This window comes from Bacillus sp. WC2507 (genome assembly GCF_052656125.1).
Genome location: NZ_JBQXPN010000001.1, coordinates 3886845 through 3910097, shown reverse-complemented (window position 1 = coordinate 3910097; position 23253 = coordinate 3886845). Strand labels below are relative to the sequence as shown.

Here is a 23253-nt window from a genome sequence, read left to right as displayed (position 1 = left end):
TAAAGGGGTAGAAGGAAATGGAGCAATCAAAGGGTATTAAGATTGTCTTTTTAATGTGTCTAGGTATCTTTCTTTGTATGATTGATACGACAATTATGAATATAGCTTTACCGGCTATACAAAGGAGTGTAAATACTTCATTAGAGAAGATGTCTTGGGTATTAAATGTTTATACAATGACAATTGCAGTACTCGCCATTCCACTAGGACGGATAGCTGATATTTTTGGAAAAGCAAAGATGTATATTCTTGGCCTGGTGGTTTTTGGTGGTGGATCGGTACTTTGCGCTTTTGCTAATACAGGCGACTTTCTCATTTTTTCTCGTTTTATCCAAAGCATTGGGGCAGCCATTTTATTTCCAACAAGTATGGTGATTGGTGTATCTGCAATGCCATTAGCTAAGAGGCATGTTGCACTTGCAATTTTAGGAGTAACACAAGGATTGTCAGCGGCGATGGGACCAGTAATAGGTGGAATTATTACACAAAATTTCGGTTGGAGATGGGTGTTCTTTGTTAATGTTCCAATTTGTATTCTTGGAATCATTTTATGCTGCATTATGCTACAAATAAAAAATGAAGAACGTATTATCTCAAAAATAGATTGGGGAGGACTAGTATTAAGTAGCACAGCAATTTTTTCTTTGACTCTCATATTAGTAAAAGGAAATACATGGGGATGGCAAAGTAATATTGCTTTGTTTTGTTATGCACTTAGCGCTATTTCTCTTGTTCTATTTGTTCTAGTAGAACGAAAGATTCATAATCCAATGGTGAATTTAAAGTTATTTCAAGATCGAATGTTTGTCGGGGCATCTATCGTTGTAATATTGAGTAATTTATTTTTAATTGGAGTTACTGTATTGCTTCCAACATTCTTGACGAAAATACAGGGTCGAACGGAAATTGAAGCAGCTTTTTTAGTGACACCTATTTCAGCAATGATATTTTTTGTTTCACCAGTTGCAGCAACTTTAATTCAAAAGCTTGGAAAAGTAACTATTATTTTGTCAGGATTTCTTGTTATGGGTCTATCTTATTATTGGTTGCAAATGATTGATGTTAATTCAACAAATATAGAAATAATTATTCCATGTATGATACTAGGTGTTGGATATGGTTTAGTAGTAGGTCCAATTACTGTTTTAAGTGCATCTTCGTTTGAAGGGGAATTATTAACCGCTTCTCAAAGTGTTGTCTCGATGTTACGACAAGTTGGAATTGTATTAGCGGTCGCAATATTTGTATCTAATTTAACGTACAATTTAGCTGTAAATAAAGAGAATGTATATCGTTATGCAGAAGAAAAAGTACGCAATATTCATGTGGATCGTACTCAGCAAGCTGAAATATTACAAGCAACAAAAGAAAAGATAGAGAAACAAAGTATAGACACAAATGCAGAAGTGAAACAAAATGAAACATTTTTAGGGTTAAATAAAGGGGAAAAAGAAGAGTTAATTCACCAAAAGGTGGATGAAGTATTAAGCGGAGTTCCAGTAGAATATAGAGATGTAAAAAGAGAAGAAGTTATGAATCAAGTGACAAAAGAAGTTGAAAAACAAGAGGAAAATATAAAGAAAGAGGTACTTGCATTTTCAAATGATGTGAATCACTATGCTCAAAATCAGATGGCAATGAGTTTTACAGATTTATATAAAGCGAGTGTGCCAATTATTTTAGTTTTTGCTTTAGTAAGTTTATTATTTTGGGAAGGAAAGGCTTTGAGTAAAAAGAGAGGGGAAAGAGTTGTAGGGGGAGTGTATGGGAAATAAGCTAAAGGTGAGTTATATTCAAATGATGGAATGCTAGCTGTGAAAAAATTAGTATAGTTATGTTGGGAACCCCTAGGTAATAGGCCAAATGTAAACCGTGGGGTTCTTTACATGTATAAATGAATTTCAGCATTTTAAATTTGGGGATATTGTTGTTCTATAGTACATTAACAAGAGATATTAGTTTTATAGAGAGGGTGAGAAAATGATAGATACAGCAGATGCTTCAACAAGTAATCAAACATACACAGCAGAAGACCAACAAAAATTATACAAACGAACATTACTAATCGTCAGCATCTCACAAATGTTCGGCGGTGCGGGATTAGCTGCTGGAATTACAGTAGGTGCACTTCTTGCACAGCAAATGCTTGGGACAGATGCATATGCAGGATTGCCAGCTGCTATGTTTACAATGGGATCTGCGGTAGCGGCTTTCTTTGTTGGGAAATTATCGCAAAAACATGGTCGCCGTATAGGGCTTGCAACAGGTTTTATAGTAGGTGGGCTAGGTGCTATTGGAGTTGTGGGGGCAGCTTTAACAAATAGTATTATTCTTTTACTAGTTTCTTTACTTATATATGGTGCGGGCACAGCTACGAATTTACAAGCTCGTTATGCTGGAACGGATTTAGCGAATAAAAAGCAAAGAGCAACTGCTATTAGTATTACGATGGTAATGACGACTTTTGGTGCAGTTGCAGGTCCGAATTTAGTAGGGGTAATGGGGAGGTTTGCTCATTCAATTGGAATTCCTGAACTTGCTGGTCCGTTCATATTATCAGCAGCGGCATTTATATTGGCGGGTCTTGTCCTTTTTGTTATGCTTCGTCCAGATCCATTAATTGTTGCTAATATGATAGAAATATATAAACAAGAGCATACATATAAAGGGCAAACAGTAACAGAAGAAGCGGCAGAAAACAAGCGAGGAATTACTGTTGGAGCTATCGTAATGATACTTACGCAAATCGTGATGGTTGCAATTATGACGATGACGCCAGTTCATATGGGACATCACGGTCATGGTTTAAGTGCAGTAGGACTTGTAATTGGTTTTCATGTAGGTGCAATGTATCTTCCATCTCTCGTTACGGGAATGTTAATTGATAAAATTGGCAGAACTACGATGAGTATAGCTGGTGGAGTAATTTTACTAGCAGCAGGTGTAATAGCTGCAATAGCGCCGAGTGATTCTTTAATACTATTAATTGTTGCTTTGTCTTTACTTGGATTAGGATGGAACCTCGGTTTAATCAGTGGTACTGCTCAAATTGTTGATGCAACTATACCTTCCACACGTGCAAAAACACAAGGAAAGATCGATGTGTTTATTGCGCTAGCTGGAGCTTCAGGTGGAGCGATGTCAGGAATGGTAGTGGCGAATTCGAGCTATGCGGCATTGTCGTTAGTGGGAGGAGTGTTAGCTTTCATGCTCATTCCTGTTGTGATATGGTCTCGAAAAGGAGAAAGAAATTAAAGAGAGGTTCTAGTTACTGACTAGAACCTCTTTTCATACTTTTAACTTAAATCCCACTCCACAATAAGACCTAAATGTGTGAGGCCACCACCAAATCCGTACAGTAAAAGTGTGTCTCCGTTATTTAATTTTCCTTCTTTTCTAGCTAAATCTAGAGCAAGTGGAATAGAAGCTGAAGATGTATTCCCCATGTATTTTACACTCATCAAAGTTTTTGAAATTGGAATTTCGGTTTTCTCACAAATAGATTCAATCATTCGTAAGTTAACACTGTGAGGTACGAACCAGTCTATATCATCTATTTGCATATGTGCGGTATGTAATAGTTCTTTTATACCTGCTGGTACCGTGCGTGTTGCCCATTTATATACTTCTCTTCCGTTTTGCACGATTTTTTCATTTGTTTGCAGTGGTGTGTCATTCATAGTAGTAGATAAGTTTGTTCTGTATAGGTGAATGCCGCCGTCACCGTTTGTTCCCATGTGAGAAGCGATAAAGCTTGGTTTGTTTTCATCTTTTTCTAATAAAATAGCTCCAGCGCCATCACCGAACAGAATACAAGTCGTTCTATCGGTGTAATCAGTAACTTTTGATAATGTCTCTGACGCTACGACAAGTATTTTTTTATGTGGTCCAGAAGTGATTAAGCTATTAGCTACATGTAGTCCATATGTGAAACCAGCGCAAGTCGCATTTAAATCAAATGCTATTGTATGAGGTATGTTGAAATATTGTTGTATTTGACACGCGACACTAGGAAATACATAGTCAGCGGTTGTTGTAGCGACGATGATACAGTCGATATCTTCTAAGTTCTTTTTAAATGTTGTACATAAATTTTCAATTGCTTTAATGGCTAAGTGTGAGGAGTATTCTTCTTCGCTAGCGATTCTTCTTTCCTTCATTCCTGTTCTTTGTACAATCCATTCATCATTCGTATTGATCATTTTTTCTAAATCGTTATTAGACAATATTTGATCTGGAACATAAGTACCGATTGCAGTAATACGAGATTTAGAATGCATATGAACATCTCCTAACTTATTTTTATAACTTGATACTAATATCAGGTTATAAAAATGTCAATAAAGACTTTTATTGTATTGAAACTAGAAGCTTAATTTACTATGAAGGAATTTGGTGAGTGGTGTAAAAATAGTATACGAGAAGTTTTAAAAATTGATAATGAAGAGAGTTGGGCTCTTTGAAAAGAATTTTGTATATATTTCCTGTTGTCATTATTTGCAGCTTTATTCTTATTGTTTTAGCAGAGAAGTCTTACGCTTGTGAGTGTATGAAAGCATCACCAGAAGAGAGGTTACAAAAAACTAATGTAGTGTTTGAAGGTAAGGTGTTAGAAGTTCAAGAGAAAGATGGGGAAATGAAAACATTATTTGAAGTGAAGAAAATTTGGAAAGGGACAAGCTCTTCGCAAATTATTATATATACAAGTTTTGGTAGCTGTACATTTCGTTTTGCAGAGGGAGGAGAATATTTAGTCTTTTCTTCTTATAGAGGGGAGGAAAAATTAGAGACATCTATTTGTAGTGGAACACAGAGATTAGATGAGGCAGGGCTGAAGAGAAAAGTCTTAAGTCATATTGCAAAAGAGTCAGCTCCAACGAAGAAAGTGGATTTAAAAGGTGAGATGGTGAACGGTTTAAGTTGGTGGCAAGTTGCTGTTATTTCTATAGGTGTGTTATTGATTATTGCAGTTGTTATTTTTATTGTAAGAAAAACGCGCAAAAAATGACGCTTAAAGTAAAAATATAAAGAATTTCTTTAGCATGAGATAGGTTGTTAAATCTTGTGAAAGCGAATTACTTATGCTACACTTTATGTAACTTAAAATGAACGGAGGGGCTTCCTTTGATCTTAATCAGATTACGTCTCAATACTTTGTGCCAATAATTGAATAGCGCTCAAAGGCTCTGTCTGTGTACAGAGTGAACGGGATTGGTCTGCCTATTTTAAAGGAACCCTTTATTAAGCTTATATGTGAAAAAGAGGGAGGGACGAATACGCCCTCTTTTTGTTTTGCCTTTATAAATAGAATGGGATCGTATAGGTGAACACTTATTGTGGATACGTATATGATTTTGGGACTTTTTGACTATGAAGTAGGAGGAAAATATAACTTTCTCCTGTTTCTTTGGTGAACCCTTATCCGTTTACGAAAACACAGGCAGCGACCTGTGTTTTTTATTTTACGTAATCGAAATGGAGGAATAAATATATGGAAGAATTATTACAAAGAGCAGTTTTAGTTGGAGTAAATTTAGGTAAGGAAGATGATTTTGCTTATTCGATGGAAGAGTTAACAAATCTTGCAGAAGCTTGTGATGTAGAGGTAATTGGGCAAGTGACGCAAAATTTACAACGAGTTAATCCATCCCATTATATTGGAAAAGGAAAAATTGAAGAAGTAGCAGCCTATGTAAATGAAGTAGATGCGAATATGGTAATCTTTAATGACGAATTATCTCCTTCACAAATTCGAAATTTAGAGGCGGATTTAGATTGTAAAGTTATTGATCGTACCATATTAATTTTAGATATTTTTGCGCAACGTGCGAAAACGAAAGAAGCGCAGTTGCAAGTAGAGGTAGCGCATCTTCAGTATATGATGCCTCGTTTAATCGGTCTTCGTGAATCATTAGGAAGACAGAGTGGCGGCGTTGGTACGAAAAATAAAGGTGTCGGTGAGAAGAAATTAGAATTAGACCGTCGTAAAATTGAAGAGCAGATTTCAGTTTTAAATAAGGATTTAGAGGCACTTGTTGCGCAGCGTCAAACACAGCGAAAGCAACGTAAGAAAAATGAAGTACCAGTTGTAGCATTAGTAGGTTATACGAACGCAGGAAAGTCAACGACGATGAATGCGATGCTTGAAATTTATAATGGTACAGAAGAAAAACAAGTATTTGAAAAAGATATGTTATTCGCGACGTTAGAAACATCTGTACGAAATATTGATTTGCCAGATAACAAATCATTCTTATTAACAGATACTGTTGGGTTTGTAAGTAAATTACCGCATCATCTTGTAAAAGCATTCCGTTCAACATTGGAAGAGGTAGCGGAAGCAGACTTACTTATTCATGTTGTAGATTACGCAAATCCAAATTATGAACAGTTAATTGATATTACAAATGAAACGTTAAAGAAAATTGGAGTAGAAAATATTCCAACAATCTATGCTTATAATAAATCAGATATGGTAGATGTTGAAATTCCGAAAGTGCAAGAAGACCGCGTTTATTTATCAGCGAAGAAACATGTTGGAATTGAAGAACTTGTAGAAATGATTCGCTCACACATCTATAAAGAGTATACGAAGTGTGAAATGTTAATTCCGTATGATCAAGGACAGGTAGTTTCTTATTTTAATAATCATGCGCACGTTCTATCTACGAGTTATGAAAACGAAGGTACGAAACTAGAAGTAGAATGTAAGACGAGCGATTACGAGAAGTATAAGCGTTTTGCAATTTAATAAAAAAGGCGATCCTAATATGCTTTAGGATCGCCTTTTTCTTATTCTGTAATAGAGGCCCATTTATAAGAATAAATTCCTGCAAATGGACGAACAACAACATCTTTTACTGTTGGACGTTCTAAATATACAAGTCCTGATTGGAAGATTGGAGCGATAGCTGCATCATCTTCAAGTAAGATTTTCTCTGCATCTTGGAACGCTTTCCAACGTGCTGGTAAGTCAGTTACTAAAGTAGAGCTCGTTTTCTCAATTAATTCGTCGTATTGTTTGTTTGAGTAACTCATCTTATTAAACGGTCCGTCTGTGACGAACATATTTAAAAATGTTGTAGGATCAGGATAATCCGGTCCCCAAGTGGAAAGTGAAATTTCAAAATCGCCATTTCCTTCACGATCTAAAAATGCCTTTACTGGAAGGGGTTGTAATGTGATTTTTAGTCCAGGTAAGTTTTTCTCTAGTTCACCTTTTAAAAACTCACTAATTTTTTTATCGTTAGATTCATCAGTTGTTATGATTGAAAGAGAAGTGTTTTGTAAGTTTGTTTCTTTTTTCGCAGTTTCCCATAGTGCCTTAGCTTCTTTCACATTTGTTTCTACTTTTACATTACTTGTACTGCGAAAATCTTTATTATCAGGTCCTTTTACGAATCCTTTCGGAACGAATGCATTCGCAGGGATAGAACCATTATTTAAAATCGTTGTTGCGATTCCCTGTTTATCAAAAGCAAGCGAAATAGCTTTTCGAGCGTTTTTGTTTGCTAATAAAGGATTCTTTTGGCTAAATCGGAAAAATGTCACGGAAGGACGTTCCATTTTCTTTAAGCTCGGATCTTTTTGATATTTATCAACAAACTCTGAATTAATCGTAATTCGGTCTACTTGTTTACTTTCAAATAAATTAACAGCTGTTGAAGTATCTTTTACGATATTTACATTAATTTCATTTAATTTCACATTTTTATTATCCCAGTAGTTCGGGTTTTTTGTCATTTTATAACTTGTATCATGTTTCCATTCACTTAATTGGAAAGGTCCGTTATAAACTACATTTGCAGCTTCAAGTCCGTAATTTTTCCCTTGTGCTTCTACAACCTTTTTGTTTTGAGGATAAAATGTTGCAAATCCCATTAAACCTAAAAAGTATGGAACAGGGTGTTCTAACTGTACTTCTAATGTTTTATCGTCAATTGCTTTTACACCAAATGAGTCAATTGGCAATTCTTTTTTATTTATTTTTTCTGCGTTTTTAATATCGAACATAATATGTGCGTATTCAGAAGCAGTCTCTGGATTTACGGCACGTTTCCATGCATATTCAAAATCATGAGCAGTTACTGGATCGCCATTTGACCATTTTGAATCGTGTAATGTAAATGTATATGTTTTTCCGTCTTCGCTCAGTTTGTATGATTCAGCTGCTGCAGGAACAGGTTTATTGTCAGGCCCAGGCATATATAATCCTTCCATTACGTTGTTTAAAGCAGCGTAAGAAAACCCATCGGTTGCGATAGATGAATCAAGTGTAGAAATTTCCCCAGCTTCTACAATGTTTAATACTTGTTTTGAAGATTCTTTTTTCTTTTCTCCGGTAGTTGCTGACTCTTGTTTTTGGCCACATGCTGTTAAAAACATAGATAATGTGATTGAGAGTGCAACGATTCCTTTTGTTTTTTTCTTCATAGTTGTCATCCTTTCCTTCATCTCTGCCTTAGTATAAAAGAAAATATAGAAAATTTCTATAAATAAATCCGATAAAACATATAGAGAAAATATATTATGTAAAAAGTGATATTTCTGGAAAAAGAAATGAAACCAGTATAGAATAGAAATGTTTCAAAAGTCAGAATTTATTACACCTGCTGTAATAAATATATATTTTGTACAGGAAGGAGAAATACACATATGCAGGCAGTTTCGCAAAAAAACACAGTAGAAACACCGACAATATACCGAATACTATTTGCGATTAGTTTCGGTCACTTTTTAAATGACTCGATGCAAGCAGTCGTGCCGGCATTGTTTCCTATTTTGGAAAAAACGATGAATTTATCCTATATGCAAGTAGGGTGGATTGCGTTTGCATTAAATATGACGTCATCGATTATGCAGCCGGTTTTTGGTATGTATTCAGATAAGAAGCCATCACCATTTTTATTACCGCTCGGTATGTTTTCGAGTATGCTTGGGATGATTGGACTTGCATTTGCACCGAACTTTATTATTGTTATTATTTCTGTTTTATTTATCGGATTAGGTTCCGCAGTCTTTCATCCAGAAGGTGCTCGTGTTGCTTATATGGCGTCCGGTGCAAAGCGAGGTTTAGCGCAAGCGATTTATCAAGTAGGAGGAAATACAGGGAACTCCTTAGCTCCTATTTTTACAGCGTTAATTTTCGTTCCGCTCGGCCAAATTGGTTCTTTAGGTTTTACCGCATTTGCAGCGGTAGGAATTGTGTTATTAATTTTCGTATCAAATTGGTATAGGAATGAATTAGCAACTGGCGCTGTGAGAAGAAAAAAGAGGGCTGCGCTTGAGGCAGAAAATGCGATTGTCAGTACACATATTAAATTTGTTATATTACTTCTTGTTTTTCTTACTTTTGTACGATCTTGGTACGGTGCTGGTATCGGGAATTTCTATCAATTTTACTTAATTGAGCATTACGGTTTATCTATAAAAAATGCCCAGTATTTCGTATTCGCATTTATGATTGCTGGTGTATTAGGAACTTTCTTTGGTGGTCCACTGGCAGATCGATTTGGAAAGAAAACAATTATTGTATTTTCAATGCTAGGTTCGGCGCCACTTGCACTTTTGCTACCTCACGTGTCGCTCGTGTGGGTTGTACCGTTATTTTTATGTATCGGTTTTATTAGTTCAAGTAGTTTTAGTGTAATTGTTGTTTATGCGCAAGAGCTTGTTCCTGGAAAAGTAGGAATGGTATCGGGATTAATTGTAGGGCTTGCGTTTGGACTCGGAGCTTTAGGATCTGTAGTCCTTGGGAAATTGGCTGATATATATAGTCTACAATTCATTATGTTACTATGTAGTTGTCTACCATTAATTGGACTTACTTCTTGGTTATTACCAAGTGATAAGAAAACGATAGAATAGGGGATGCGCTATGAAATTATGTGAAAACGTAACAGAATTAATAGGGGATACACCTGTCGTCCGATTATCTAAATTTATTCCAGAAGACGCAGCAGATGTGTATGTAAAACTGGAAATGTTTAATCCGTCACGCAGCGTGAAAGATCGTGCTGCCTATAATTTACTGCACGTTGCAGAAGAGAATGGTCTCATCAAACCAGGAGATACAATTATTGAACCGACAAGTGGAAATACAGGAATAGGCTTAGCGATGAATGCAGCTGCTAAAGGGTATAAAGCGATTTTAATTATGCCAGATAATATGTCAAAAGAGCGTATAAATTTATTGAAAGCATACGGAGCAGAAGTAGTTTTAACACCAGCAGAACAAAGAATGCCAGGAGCGATTGCGAAGGCATTAGAACTGCAAAAGCAAATTCCAAATAGTTTTATTCCGCAACAATTCGAAAACCCAGCAAACCCGAATATTCATCGTTATACAACTGCACTTGAAATTTATGAACAAATGGATGGAGAGCTTGATGCATTCGTAGCAACGGCGGGAACAGGCGGAACGATTACTGGGACTGGTGAAACGTTAAAAGAGAAACTACCAAACTTATATATTGCAGTAGTAGAACCGAAAGGATCTCCCGTTTTATCAGGTGGTGTTCCAGGTCCTCATAAACTAGTAGGAACAAGTCCAGGGTTTATCCCGAAAAACTTAAATACAGAAGTGTATAACGAAATGATTCAAATTGCAGACGAAGAGGCTTTAACGACAATGAGAAACTTAGCTAGGCAAGAAGGTTTATTAGTAGGGCCATCTTCTGGAGCTTCTGTTTATGCAGCGATTATGATTGCAAAACGATTAGGCGCTGGTAAAAAAGTTTTATGTATTGCACCTGATACAGGTGAGCGTTATTTAAGTATGGGATTATTTGAATGAAAATGATAGAAACACCTTAATCGTGAAATTGTCACGATTAAGGTGTTTGTTTTAGGTTGGAGAGAGGGGAGAATGACAATGAAACTATTAAAACCAACACATGAATATAGTGAACAAATTTTGGAGTACCGGGAGGCATTTTTAAATGCTGAGGAACAACCACATGGTAGTAGTTCTTTACAAAATTTTGATTCTCTCGATGAATGGTTTGAAAAAGTGAGTATACAAGAAGTGGGAGAAAACTTACAAGCTAATCGAGTACCATCTAGCCAATTTTTAAGTTTTGAAAAAGGGGAACTTATAGGTTTTGTGAATATTAGACATCGATTAAACGAAGAATTATTGTGGGAAAGTGGTCATATTGGATATAGTGTCCATCCGAATAAACGTCGCCAAGGTTACGCGACAAAACAATTAAAACTCGCATTAGATGAAGCGCAAAAGTTAGGGTTGCAGAAAGTGTTAATAACTTGTGATAAAGTTAATATCGCTTCGGCTAAAACGATTCAAAAAGTTGGCGGCGTGTTAGAAAATGAAGTAGTTTCTTCTCATACTGGTGAAATTATTCAGCGTTATTGGGTAGAAATATGATTTAGTGAAACTTTGAAAAGGAAATATAATGCGTAATATCGAAATAGATAAATGGAAAAAATAAGGGTGTACTGCAATTTTAGGGGGAAATGAAGTGGGATTAAAAGAGAAAGCGATAGAAATGTCGGAGATTTATAGGCAAAATCCGAAAGTGGAGGCTATTATTTTAGCAGGTTCAGTAGCTAGAAAGTTAGAAGATGAACATTCAGATATAGAATTACATATTTTATGGTCAGCACCATTAGAGGATGAGGATCGTAAAGGGCCTATTAACCATATTGGTGGAACAATTTTGTCCTATCATCCTTACGAGGAAGAAGAATGGTCGGAAACATATTTGACGAAAGAGGGAATTAAATTAGAGATTAGTAACTTTTTAACAGAAACAGTAGAGAAAGTGATTTCGGATGTGGTGGATCAATATGATATAAGTTATGAAAAACAATGTATCGTATCATCCGTTCATGATGGTGTTAGTTTGTATGGAGAAGAGAAAGTGAATGAATTAAAAGATAGAGTGGTAGCGTATCCAGAAGATTTAGTGAAACGGATGATTTCAGAAAATCTTTGGTTAAGCAATCGCTGGCATAATCGAGAGGCTCTTTTAAAACGAAAAGATTGGCTTATGCTATATGATGTTATGTGTGAAGTACAAAGGAATATATTTGGGATCTTATTTGGTCTGAATAAAATGTATGTACATCACCCAGCATTTAAATGGATGCCGAATAATGTGGAACAAATGAGTATTAAGCCAGAAAATCTATACGAGAGAATGGCGAATACGCTAATAGGGAAACCGGAGTATAGTGTACAGGAGTTAGAAGTGTTAATCGAAGAACTATTACATTTAGTAGAACACCATGTTCCAGAATTAAATATTGCTGAACAACAAAAACGTATTCAATATGCGAAGTGAAAAACGAAGAGATGTAACAAGGGGTTACATCTCTTCGTTTTTATTTCACTAATTTTCCTAGTAATGGTAATCGTTGAATCCTATCACCGAGAATATGTGAAGCAAGTCCGCTCGTAAGGACGAATAAAAGGTAAACAAGTCCTCCTGCAGCGCCACATATAAATACAATGAGAAGTGATTCGATATAAGATTGTCCAGGAATTAACCATTTTAAAATCGTTTTTAAAGCAATTACAACAGCAGACATTGCAGCGGAGTAAATCGTAATAAGAAGTACTGTTTTTGCAGTCTCACCCATTTTGAATTTCGCAAACTTAACGATGCAGTACAACATAATAACATTGGAAACGAGGTATCCAAGAATGGTTCCAAGTACAGCACCGTGTCCGCCAAACAAATGTAAGAGTGGTGTATTTACTAAAACTTTAACGAGAATACCGACTGAGAATGCAATCATCGTTTTTCTTTGATAATCGATTCCTTGTAATATAGCTGCTGAAACTGTGAAAATAGCACTTAATATAGCAGAAGGTGCAAATGAAATTAAATACTGTGATCCATCAAGTGCAATTTTAGGGTCTACATAAACCATGCGGAATGCATCGTAAGCGATGCTAGCAAGACCGAATGCAGCTGGGATAGTGAAGAATAATAAGACTTGAAATATCTTTGAAATTTGTTCTTGTAATTCCTCTAGTTTCCCGCTTGTATAAGATTTCGTTATTGCTGGAATGATCGTTAATGAGAATCCAGTTGCAAGTGAAGCTGGAATCATAATTAACTTTTGGGCATAGTTCGTTATATAAGCGAAAACTGCATTCGCTGTTTCTAAAGGCTCTCCCATTGCTCTAAGGACATCAGCTACAGTGTATTGATCTACTAACGTGTAAAGCGGAATTGCAATACCGACAAATACAATTGGGATTGCATATCGAAGTAGTTCTATATAAATATTTTTTAATGGGATATTCGATGCTCTTGACTTTAATTCTCCTTCGGGAGGCTTTAATCGGTTATATTTTTTCCAGTACATCATTAAAATCGAAACGCTGGCAAGCGCTCCGATAACAGCTCCAAACGTAGCAACTGCAACAGAAGAGGCTACGGAACCTCCTAATAGTTTTGAGACGATGAAGCTACCAACTAAAATGAAAACAACGCGCGCAATTTGTTCTACGACTTGAGAAACAGCACTTGGTTTCATATGTTGAAATCCTTGGAAATAACCACGTGTAACACTCATAGCTGGTACGATAATAAGTGCAAAACTTAATGCTCGCATCGTAAGTGTTACGTCAGCGATAAATTGTGGATCTGGCGTTTTCGAGCGAATAATAAATTGTGATATGTATGGTGCTCCAATAAATAAAATTAAAAATCCTAAAAAGCCCATAAACAACATTAATTTTACGCTAGAGTTGTATAATTTTTTGCTTGTACTATAATCACCAAGCGCATTATGCTTTGCAACGAATTTGGAAACGGCAATAGGGATACCGGCAGTTGAAAAGCTTAATAAAATACCGTACCAAGAGTATGCATATCCATATAAAGCGACCCCTTGTGTTCCCACTAATAGTTGAAAAGGGAAGAAGTATATAAAACCTAATATACGTGAAATCATTGTCGCGCCGCTTAATAAAGCAGTTCCTTTTAAAACTTTTGAAGTAGACAAAATTCTTTCCTCCTACTCGTGCTGTCTTGCATTTGTCCCGCATTAACGGGCAGTAAGACCCCCATCTCAAAATTCAGCGGAAGCAAAGAAGTTAGGTGGGGATCGGGCTGCCCGTAAAAGCCCGATTGGTGAAGGTTAATAATCAGTGGGGATGAACAAAACCCCCACTGATTAAAGTTTCACTTTATCGTATACTACTATAAACCTGTTCGAGAAGTTAATACAGTATAAACCATAAATGTTCTAATACTATTCATTTAAAAGTCATATTTTACATTTTTAAATAGAATGTAATACATAAAAATTCAAAATATAAGTTGACACTATTTTTAATGTGTGATAAAAATGATAGTAATCAATTCGGAAAATAATATTTGGGCAATGAAAGGGTATAGTAGTGAATATCTCCCTATTTCAGAGAGCTGATGGTTGGTGTGAATCAGTATATAGATTATTCATGAAGTTCGTCCTGGAGCATCTTTCATAAATCTCACATTATGAGGAAATGAAAGACGGTAGTTTATACCGTTATCAAATAAAGTGGTGAAGATTGTTTCACAACTAGGGTGGTACCGCGATATTTATCGTCCCTACGTATTTACGTAGGGACGTTTTTTATTTAGGTCTTACTTTGTTGTGGCTTCATAACTAGGGTGGTACCGCGATAATTTATCGTCCCTACGTATTTGCGTAGGGACGTTTTTTATTTAGGTCCTAACTTTGGTGTATCTTCATAACTAGGGTGGTACCGCGATATTTTTGTCGTCCCTACGTATTTACGTAGGGGCGTTTTTTATTACTAGGGAGGACGTGAGCGTATTAGAAAAGAGTATTGATAGAACAATATAAATACTGAACTGAAACAAAGAAAAAGGGACAGAGAGGAGATTAACAAATGAATTCACAGCAATGGACATCGAAATTAGGTTTCGTATTAGCTGCAGCAGGTTCAGCAATTGGTCTTGGGGCGATTTGGAAATTCCCATATATGGCCGGCATCGGAGGAGGCGGGGCGTTCTTCCTTATTTTCATCGGTTTCACATTATTAATTGGTTTACCGCTATTATTAGCTGAATTCGTTATCGGAAGAAGTACACAAAAAGAGGCTGTTGATGCATATAGAGAAATCGCACCAAAAACATTATGGCCATGGTTAGGGAAATTAGGGATTGTAACTTGTTTCATATTACTTTCTTTCTACAGTGTTGTAGGGGGATGGATTTTATTATACTTATGGAATGCAATTACAGGTAGACTATGGGAAGGAAATGGCTCATACGAAGCTACGTTTGGTGAAATCATTTCCAATCCGTATTTAGCAGTTGGCTCGCAGCTATTATTCATCCTTATTACTATTTTTATCGTAAGTAAAGGTGTACAAAATGGTGTTGAAAAAGTAAATAAATATTTCATGCCAGCATTATTCGTTTTATTCTTTGTATTAATCGTTCGTGCACTTACGTTAGATGGTGCTGGAGAAGGCGTTCGTTTCTTCTTACAACCTGATTTCTCAAACGTAACATCAGAAATCATTTTATATGCAATGGGGCAATCGTTCTTCTCATTATCTGTCGGTGTAGCCGTTATGGTAACGTATAGCTCATACTTACCGAAAGAGGAAAGTTTACCGCGTTCAGCATTTTCTATCGTAGCTTTAACTCTGGTAATTACATTGCTTGCAGGGCTTGCAATTTTCCCAGTAGTGTTCGCATTTGGGATGGAACCATCTCAAGGACCGGGGCTATTATTTATCGTACTGCCAGCTATTTTCAGTAAAATGGCATTCGGGAAATTATTCTTCATCGTTTTCTTATTACTATTCTTCTTTGCGACTATTACATCGGCAATTTCGATGTTAGAAATTAGCGTTGCATCTTTAACTGCAAAAGGTAAAGGGAAACGTGAAAAAATGGCTTTAATCGTAGGGTTATTAATCTTCGTTGTGGGAGTACCATCAGCATTATCATTTGGTATATTAGGTGATTTGAAAATTTTCGGAAAGACAATCTTTGATTTAGCGGACTATGCAGTGAGTAACGTACTAATGCCACTTGGTGTTTTATTAGTTTCTATCTTTGTTCCTTTAAAAATGAAGAAAGATATATTAATGAAAGAACTTGGTGTAAGTAAAAATAAAGGCTATAAACTGTTCGTATTATGGTTATTCTTACTTCGCTTTATCGCACCAATTGCGATAATTATCGTATTCTTAAATGTACTTGGCATTATTTAAAAAGAAAGGTAGCGTATCATTTTATGATACGCTACCTTTTTATCCCGCATTAACGGGAAGTAAGACCCCCGCCTCAAAACTTAGCGAAAGCGAAGAAGTTAGGTGGGGGATCAACTGCCCGTAAAAGCCCGATTGGTTCAACTAATAATCAGTGGGGGCTGGACAAAGCCCACACTGATTAAAGTTTTACTTTATTTTGCTCTTTTTTGTAGTTCGTTTACTGTTACGAACTGATATCCCTTCTTAGATAAAGAATCTAAAATACCTTCAATGGTCTGTAAATTTTCATTAGACTCATCATACATAGAGTGCAGTAAAATGATAGAACCTGGTTTTACATTTTTATTAACATATTCAATTTTATCAGCAGCAGATTTATAAAAAGTATCAGGTTCAAGATCCCATGTGATTGTTTCGATATTGTTTTTATTTAAATAATAGGGCAGACCAATTAGCTTTTTCCCGTTAGGTGGTCTAAAATCAATTTCGCCTGTATATCCTGTTTGGCGGATTAATGAATTCGTTTTTTCAATTTCTTCTTTAATAAAAGAAGGTGTTTTAAAAACCATTCTGTTATGAGAATATGTATGATTTCCAAGTTGGTGTCCAGAGTGTGCGATAGCTTCTCCTAACGATAGATTTTTCTCTAATTCATTTCCGATTAAAAAGAAAGTAGCTTTTGCATTGTATTTATCTAGTAGCGGTAATATTTGTTTTACATTGCTAGTAGGGCCATCATCAAAAGTTAAAGCTATCACTTTTTCATCTGTTTCTACTCGGTTTGTTAAATCTCCAAACAATTGAAAACTTCTTGCGTTCATCAATTTGTATGTTCCGAATAATGCTACAGTAATAATGAATAATGTAACGATTGTAATGATTATTTTCTTTTTCATAAAGCAACCTCACTATACTTTTGGATTGGACTAAAAAGTATTATATCAAACTAAGTAATTTCATGCTTTAAAAAGGATGTGGATGCAAGGGGAAGGAATTTATCATATAATAAAATGCAAAAGGTATATTAGGAGGTGTTTATATGGCGATTATAATTCAATTGCCAGACACTGCAGCGTCTCATGCAAAGCCAAGTATGGAAATGGCGATACTTTGCGTGAGGTAGATAAGTAATATACAATCGCCTAAATGAACTTGTATCATTTTTTATATTTGGCTTTGCACCTTATTGAAATGAACCATAAAAAATAAGGGGCGAGCAGAAATGAAATACGTTAAAGCTGCGACGGTTTTACCAGAAAGTTTAATTATTGAAATTCAAAAGTATATACAAGGTGAAACAATTTACATTCCAAAACAAGAAACGAAACATTATAAATGGGGTACACGATCTGGAGGAAGAAAACAACTAGATGAAAGAAATAAAGCGATTAAAGAAGCGTTTAAAAGTGGGATTTCCGTTCATCAACTTGCAGAGGAGTATTTTCTATCCGGAGAAACGATTAAAAAGATAGTGTATTCTAAATGAAGATAAAAGAGTCTAGTTCAAATATTATTTTGAACTAGACTCTTTTTGTTTTGTGAATATTGGATATATTGCGTATGGATGGGGAAGATAATAGAAAAAATGTGCCGTTTTTTTACTAAATAGAATATTTGAGTGAAAAGCAGAAAGGTGACCATCTATGAATCATATTGGACAAATAACGATAGAGCTTTTAATTGGTTTTTTTGTTCTATTAATTGCTACGAAAATATTAGGAAAAACACAAATATCTCAGCTGACGCCATTTGATTTTATTTCTGCTATTGTTCTTGGTGAGCTTGTTGGAAATTCAATATATGATCCTAAAATTAAAGTGTGGTCTATTTTATATTCAGTATTTGTTTGGGTAATTTTAATTTATACAATAGAAGTTATCACACAAAAAATAAGAGGAACAAGAAGGTTTTTTGAAGGGTATCCTTCTATTATTATTCGTAATGGAAAGATTGATCGTGAACAATTAAGTGTAAATCATTTGGACATTAACCAATTACAACAAATGCTAAGACAACAAAAAGATATATTTTCAATCCGAGAAGTGGAGTATATGATTTTGGAACCTAATGGGAACATAAGCGTTCTGAAAAAGAGCAAGTATGAATCACCGACTATAAATGATTTAAGTTTGAAACATAAGCCTGTATACTTACCAATTTCATTAATTAGTGATGGAAAAGTAGTGAAAGATAATTTGAGGGAAGCAGGATTTGATGAAGGATGGCTTTATAAACAAATAAAACAAAAAGGGATTACTAAATTTGAAGACGTATTATATGCAGAATGGAAGACAGATGATGGCTTCTTTTGTCAGGAAATGAAGCGGTAGAGAATAATCGATGTATGTAATATTCGTTTCTAATTTATCTTTTACATATCAAAAAGCTGAATCATTGTATACAATAAAACTAGATCAACAATTTGTATGGAGTGATAAAGATGGAAGCTTTTATTAGAAGTGATCAATATAATTTTATAAAGTCACAAGCCTATATTTTAGCAAACGGGCATGCAACGGCAAATGATAGAGGTGTAATTCAAGCGTTAAAATCACTAGCGATTGAAAAGATAATACATGTATTTGAGAATTTAACGGATGAACAAAAAGAGTTAATGGATACGGTATTAACAGTTCAAAATAGAGAAGATGCAGAATCGTTTTTAATGAAAATAAATCCGTATGTCATTCCATTTCAGGAAGTTACAGCACAAACATTAAAAAAATTATTTCCTAAAGCGAAAAAGTTAAAACTGCCTGATATGGAAGAACTGGATATGAAAGAATTATCTTATTTAAGTTGGATTGATAAGGGATCAAGCAGGAAATTTATTATAGCAAAAAATGATAAAAATAAGTTTGTTGGTCTGCAAGGAACGTTCCAAAGTTTAAATAAAAAAAGCATTTGTTCATTATGTCATGGACATGAAGAAGTAGGGATGTTTTTAGTTGAAATTAAAGGTGATGTACAAGGAACTTTCGTTAAAAAGGGAAACTATATTTGCAAAGATGGTGTAGCTTGTAATCAGAATATGAAATCACTTGATAAATTGAACGATTTTATTGAACGATTGAAGAAATAAAGAAAAAACCTCTAGTATTGAAACTGGAGGTTTTTATTTTTTGAAGAAGTAATAATAGGCTTCTTTTATAGTTGTAAATTTATAAAAAAAATCGGGTCATTTATAATGAAATTAGATAAAAATATCTATTTGGATACAGTTACTTATATGCAAGGAGGTAAAACATGAATTACGAAGAGATATTAAAAGTGAAACGGTGGCCTAAAGGTACGATAGCGGCAGGTCGTGGTCATACAGTTGCTCTTAAATCGGATGGCACAGTTGTGGCAGTAGGGCGAAATAAAGAAGGAGAATGCAATGTAAGCCGTTGGTGTGATATTGAAGCAGTCGCAGCGGGCAATGTTCATATGGCGACGAACACGGGTAATGCCCATACAATCGCTCTGAAAAGTGATAATACTGTGGAAGCGGTGGGGTGGAATAAGCATGATCAATGTGATGTAAACGAATGGCATAATATTGTATCGGTTGCGACAGGGTGGCGTCGTACCCTTGGCCTTAAACCGGATGGTACGGTAATAGCGGTGGGCCGAAATAAAGAAGGAGAATGCAATGTAAGCAGCTGGCGTGATATTGTGGCGGTCACGGCAGCAGGTGACTGGCATACAGTCGGTCTTAAATTGGACGGCACAGTGACCACAGTGGGGAATAATCGATATGGACAATGCAATGTAAGTGACTGGAGTGGTATGGTGGCATTGGCGGCAGGTTATCTTCATACTGTAGGTCTAAAATCGGATGGAACGGTGATGGCTGTTGGTAATAATAAACATGGCCAATGTGATGCAAGCAGCTGGCGTGATATTGTGGAAATAGCGGCAGGGAGTAAGCATACAGTCGGTCTGAAATCAGATGGTACTGTAGTGGCAATGGGTTCGAATGAGTATGGTCAATGTAATGTAAGCGATTGGAGTGATATTGTAGCGATAGCGGCTGGTTGTGCGCATACAGTCGGTCTGAAATCAGATGGCACCGTTGTGGCAGTAGGTGATAATACATACGGTCAATGCAATGTAAGCAGTTGGCACAATATCCGATTGCCCGGTAATTAGTTTTTAATAATGATTTGTTGATATGGAATGAAAATGGTTGTTTTACAATAAATCACTAGTAATATTATTCTATTTTAGGAGTAATTATGGAATAGGATATGTAGATAAGGATCCCTTTTAAAAAGAGGGTCTAAATGGAATTTTTGAACAAGCTTTATTTCAAAGCTACAGTAGAAGAGATAAATAAAGCATAGGAGAGCTGAAGAAATGCTTAAAAAGTTTTTGCTTTCTTTACCGGATGTTTTACTTGTATGCGTTGTTCTCTACATAACATACACAACTACTTTTAGTTTTGGACAGACGTTAGTAATTTCAATTGCAATCGGAATCATTGGTGGTCTTGCTATAAGAATTTTTACGGATTTATTCACATTCATCAAGTGGACAATTAAACAAAGGAAGTCTTGACTATGTTTAATTGCTACTAGGAGGGGATGAAATGAGTAAGAAAAAGAACAGAGTAAAAAACGAGATAGTACTTTGGACATTAACAGCTGTTGTTTTTATCATTGTATGGTACTTTTATCAAAAATAAAAACGCATCGTACTAAAAAAGCACGATGCGTTTTTATTATTTCTTTTGCCAATTTTCTTTTATAAAATCTTCACGGCCAGATTCTTTTTGCTCAGTAGCATATTTCTCTGGGTTCTTTTTATAAAAATGTTGATGGTATTCTTCAGCCTCATAAAAAGGTGCAGCCGGGCGAATTTCAGTTACGATTGGCTCTTTAAACATACCGCTTTCTGCAAGAGCTTGTTTTGATTTTTCAGCAAGCTCTTTTTGCGTTTTATTGTGATAAAAAATAGCAGTGCGATAAGAGGGACCGCGGTCAAAGAATTGTCCGCCATCATCAGTTGGATCGATTTGTGGCCAATATAAATCTAGTAATTTTTCATATGGAAAAATAGAAGGGTCGAATGTAATTTGTACAACTTCTAAATGACCAGATGTACCAGCTTTTACTTGTTCATATGTTGGGTTTTCTACATGACCACCTGCATAGCCAGAAAGTACTTTATGAATACCAGGAAGTTCATCAAATGGCTTTACCATGCACCAAAAGCAACCGCCTGCGAAGGTTGCGAGTTCGTATGTTTTTTCGGACATTGTTGTAATCCTCCTAAATATATATGTTTTATATAGTATTATACAAAAATTTTTATTGCGCAATAAAAAAGATTCGAAAATATATGTATTATTAAAAATATTTTCTGAAAACATGTTGACAATGAAAAGAACAACGTCCTATAATACGTTTAACAAATAAAAGTTAATTGAGAATTTTCTAACTTTATATGTTGTATATGCAAAGAAGAGGAAAGTAGATGATTATGATCGTTTCAGAGAGCTACTCCAAGGCTGCGAGAGTAGTAACAATCGAATCATTGAAGATCACCTCGGAGCATCGCTTGCGAAAGGGAAACTGAGTAGAGGGCGGCGGCATCGTCTCCGGTAAAAGGACGGGGGTCTAATTGGACCTACAAAGCTTATATTTCGTGAGAAGTATAAGGAAGCTGAGTGGTAACGCGAAACTCTCGCCTCAGCAATCAAAGCTACTAAATTGTAGTAGTTGATTGCTGAGGCGAGAGTTTTTATTTTAAAAATAGAATACGATAATGCGTAGAAGAGGAGAGTAAATGATAAAAATTGTTTCAGAGAGCTGCCCAGAAGCTGTGAGGGTGGTAACAATTTCATCATTGAAGATCACCTCGGAGTACTACTTTTGAAAATTAGTAAAAAGTAGCGGAGTTGTTTCCGATAGAAAAACAAAAAGTCTAATTGGACTTGCAGAGCTTATATTTCGTGAGAAGTATAAGGAAGCTGAGTGGTACCACGATTCCCTCGTCTCAGCAATGGATTGCTACAAGTATGTATGTAATCGATTGCTGAGACGAGTATATTTTTAAGGTTTATATACTGAATATTCTGTTAAAAATACTCATCTCAGCAATCGATATAGAAATAGATTGCAAAAATAGAGAGAAAAAAGAGGAGCGATGTGAGATGGGAAACCAGTACATTTATATGAATGGGGAATTTGTAGAAAAGGAAAAGGCAGTTGTTTCAGTATATGATCACGGTTTTTTATACGGAGACGGTGTATTTGAAGGGATTCGTAGTTACGGTGGAAATGTATTTTGTTTAAAAGAACATGTAAAACGATTATATGAATCGGCAAAATCTATTTTACTTACAATCCCATTGACGGTTGAAGAAATGGAAGAAGCGGTTTTACAAACGTTGCAAAAAAATGAGTATGCGGATGCCTACATTCGTTTAATTGTTTCACGAGGAAAAGGTGACTTAGGGCTCGACCCTAGAAGTTGTGTGAAACCGAGCGTTATTATCATTGCAGAACAATTAAAGTTATTCCCACAGGAATTTTATGATAATGGACTAAGCGTTGTATCTGTTGCATCAAGACGTAATACGCCAGATGCATTAGACCCACGCATTAAGTCAATGAACTACTTAAATAACGTACTGGTAAAAATTGAAGCGGCACAAGCGGGAGTGCTAGAGGCCCTTATGTTAAATCAGCAAGGATATGTTTGCGAAGGATCTGGTGATAATGTTTTCGTTGTGAAAGATGGAAAAGTGTTAACACCCCCTTCTTATTTAGGAGCGCTAGAAGGTATTACGAGAAATAGTGTTATCGAGCTATGTGAGCGACTTAATATTCCGTGTGAGGAAAGGCCATTTACTCGCCATGACGTATATGTAGCAGATGAAGTATTTTTAACGGGAACGGCAGCAGAATTAATTCCAGTTGTAAAAGTTGATTCAAGAGAAATTGGAGATGGGAAACCAGGAAGTGTAACGAAACAATTGACAGAGGAATTTAAAAAGTTAACGAGAGAAAGAGGAGTACGTGTTCCAGGACTGGCGGAGAGCTTACTGTAGG

Annotated in this window: 20 protein-coding genes and 3 other annotated features; of the genes, 15 read left to right on the top strand and 5 right to left on the bottom strand. The window is 35.7% G+C overall.

Features of this window, described 5'->3' with window-relative positions; genetic code table 11:
- Positions 1-17 precede the first annotated feature (17 nt).
- Both ACUN28_RS20575 and ACUN28_RS20570 read left to right on the top strand, forming a co-directional pair.
- Entirely contained in the window at positions 18-1775 is a 1758-nt protein-coding gene (locus tag ACUN28_RS20575) for an MFS transporter (protein ID WP_016088420.1), read from the top strand.
- A gap of 205 nt (positions 1776-1980) precedes the next feature.
- Positions 1981-3255: an MFS transporter gene (locus tag ACUN28_RS20570; protein WP_016136613.1), complete on the top strand. Its 1275-nt coding sequence runs from the start codon at positions 1981-1983 to the stop codon at positions 3253-3255.
- Between the two features lie 41 nt (positions 3256-3296).
- On the opposite strand, the gene ACUN28_RS20565 is transcribed toward ACUN28_RS20570, so the two are convergent.
- Positions 3297-4280: a ketoacyl-ACP synthase III gene (locus ACUN28_RS20565; RefSeq protein WP_016088418.1), complete on the bottom strand. Its 984-nt coding sequence runs from the start codon at positions 4278-4280 to the stop codon at positions 3297-3299.
- 179 nt (positions 4281-4459) lie between these two features.
- Between ACUN28_RS20565 and ACUN28_RS20560 the strand changes: the two genes are divergently transcribed.
- Positions 4460-5008, top strand: a complete 549-nt coding sequence (locus ACUN28_RS20560) for a cobalamin biosynthesis protein CbiN (RefSeq protein WP_445423413.1) — start codon at positions 4460-4462, stop codon at positions 5006-5008.
- A 483-nt stretch (positions 5009-5491) separates the two neighbouring features.
- Complete coding sequence (gene hflX, locus ACUN28_RS20555) at positions 5492-6751, top strand: GTPase HflX (RefSeq protein ID WP_000391873.1); 1260 nt, start codon at positions 5492-5494, stop codon at positions 6749-6751.
- A gap of 41 nt (positions 6752-6792) precedes the next feature.
- On the opposite strand, the gene ACUN28_RS20550 is transcribed toward hflX, so the two are convergent.
- Positions 6793-8433, bottom strand: coding sequence for a peptide ABC transporter substrate-binding protein (locus ACUN28_RS20550; protein WP_016088416.1), 1641 nt, complete (start codon positions 8431-8433; stop codon positions 6793-6795).
- Positions 8434-8655: 222 nt separating this feature from the next.
- Between ACUN28_RS20550 and ACUN28_RS20545 the strand changes: the two genes are divergently transcribed.
- From ACUN28_RS20545 to ACUN28_RS20530, 4 genes are all read left to right on the top strand, one after another.
- Entirely contained in the window at positions 8656-9867 is a 1212-nt protein-coding gene (locus tag ACUN28_RS20545) for an MFS transporter (RefSeq protein WP_001149431.1), read from the top strand.
- Between the two features lie 10 nt (positions 9868-9877).
- Positions 9878-10795: a cysteine synthase A gene (gene cysK / locus ACUN28_RS20540; protein ID WP_116329291.1), complete on the top strand. Its 918-nt coding sequence runs from the start codon at positions 9878-9880 to the stop codon at positions 10793-10795.
- A gap of 78 nt (positions 10796-10873) precedes the next feature.
- The gene (locus ACUN28_RS20535; RefSeq protein WP_033659660.1) at positions 10874-11386 is read left to right on the top strand and encodes a GNAT family N-acetyltransferase; all 513 of its coding nucleotides are present in this window, start codon (positions 10874-10876) and stop codon (positions 11384-11386) included.
- 94 nt (positions 11387-11480) lie between these two features.
- Positions 11481-12305 (top strand): DUF4037 domain-containing protein, encoded by an 825-nt coding sequence (locus tag ACUN28_RS20530; RefSeq protein ID WP_016088414.1) that lies wholly within the window; start codon positions 11481-11483, stop codon positions 12303-12305.
- 40 nt (positions 12306-12345) lie between these two features.
- Here ACUN28_RS20530 and ACUN28_RS20525 read toward each other — a convergent pair whose 3' ends face one another.
- On the bottom strand, positions 12346-13980 hold the full coding sequence (locus ACUN28_RS20525; protein ID WP_000107874.1) for a putative polysaccharide biosynthesis protein: 1635 nt from the start codon (positions 13978-13980) through the stop codon (positions 12346-12348).
- A gap of 372 nt (positions 13981-14352) precedes the next feature.
- Positions 14353-14575 (top strand) — a binding site (T-box leader).
- A 300-nt stretch (positions 14576-14875) separates the two neighbouring features.
- On the opposite strand from ACUN28_RS20525, the gene ACUN28_RS20520 reads away from it, so the two are divergent.
- Positions 14876-16213, top strand: coding sequence for a sodium-dependent transporter (locus ACUN28_RS20520; RefSeq protein ID WP_016088413.1), 1338 nt, complete (start codon positions 14876-14878; stop codon positions 16211-16213).
- Positions 16214-16404: 191 nt separating this feature from the next.
- Here ACUN28_RS20520 and ACUN28_RS20515 read toward each other — a convergent pair whose 3' ends face one another.
- Complete coding sequence (locus tag ACUN28_RS20515; RefSeq protein WP_016088412.1) at positions 16405-17109, bottom strand: polysaccharide deacetylase family protein; 705 nt, start codon at positions 17107-17109, stop codon at positions 16405-16407.
- A gap of 326 nt (positions 17110-17435) precedes the next feature.
- Between ACUN28_RS20515 and ACUN28_RS20510 the strand changes: the two genes are divergently transcribed.
- The 5 genes from ACUN28_RS20510 to ACUN28_RS20490 all read left to right on the top strand — a co-directional run bounded on the left by ACUN28_RS20510 (position 17436) and on the right by ACUN28_RS20490 (position 20755).
- Positions 17436-17699 (top strand): CD3324 family protein, encoded by a 264-nt coding sequence (locus ACUN28_RS20510; protein WP_016088411.1) that lies wholly within the window; start codon positions 17436-17438, stop codon positions 17697-17699.
- 157 nt (positions 17700-17856) lie between these two features.
- Complete coding sequence (locus ACUN28_RS20505; RefSeq protein WP_001015533.1) at positions 17857-18543, top strand: DUF421 domain-containing protein; 687 nt, start codon at positions 17857-17859, stop codon at positions 18541-18543.
- A 110-nt stretch (positions 18544-18653) separates the two neighbouring features.
- Positions 18654-19295, top strand: a complete 642-nt coding sequence (locus ACUN28_RS20500) for a FusB/FusC family EF-G-binding protein (protein WP_000387080.1) — start codon at positions 18654-18656, stop codon at positions 19293-19295.
- Positions 19296-19459: 164 nt separating this feature from the next.
- Entirely contained in the window at positions 19460-20347 is an 888-nt protein-coding gene (locus tag ACUN28_RS20495; RefSeq protein WP_016088410.1) for an RCC1 domain-containing protein, read from the top strand.
- 207 nt (positions 20348-20554) lie between these two features.
- Complete coding sequence (locus tag ACUN28_RS20490) at positions 20555-20755, top strand: hypothetical protein (protein ID WP_016088409.1); 201 nt, start codon at positions 20555-20557, stop codon at positions 20753-20755.
- A 163-nt stretch (positions 20756-20918) separates the two neighbouring features.
- On the opposite strand, the gene msrA is transcribed toward ACUN28_RS20490, so the two are convergent.
- A complete protein-coding gene (msrA, locus tag ACUN28_RS20485; RefSeq protein WP_016088408.1) occupies positions 20919-21455 on the bottom strand; it encodes a peptide-methionine (S)-S-oxide reductase MsrA in 537 nt (178 codons plus the stop codon).
- A gap of 193 nt (positions 21456-21648) precedes the next feature.
- Positions 21649-21894 (top strand) — a binding site (T-box leader).
- A 66-nt stretch (positions 21895-21960) separates the two neighbouring features.
- Positions 21961-22201, top strand: a binding site (T-box leader).
- A gap of 151 nt (positions 22202-22352) precedes the next feature.
- On the opposite strand from msrA, the gene ilvE reads away from it, so the two are divergent.
- Entirely contained in the window at positions 22353-23252 is a 900-nt protein-coding gene (gene ilvE, locus ACUN28_RS20480; RefSeq protein WP_000528139.1) for a branched-chain-amino-acid transaminase, read from the top strand.
- The last annotated feature ends 1 nt before the right edge of the window (position 23253 follow it).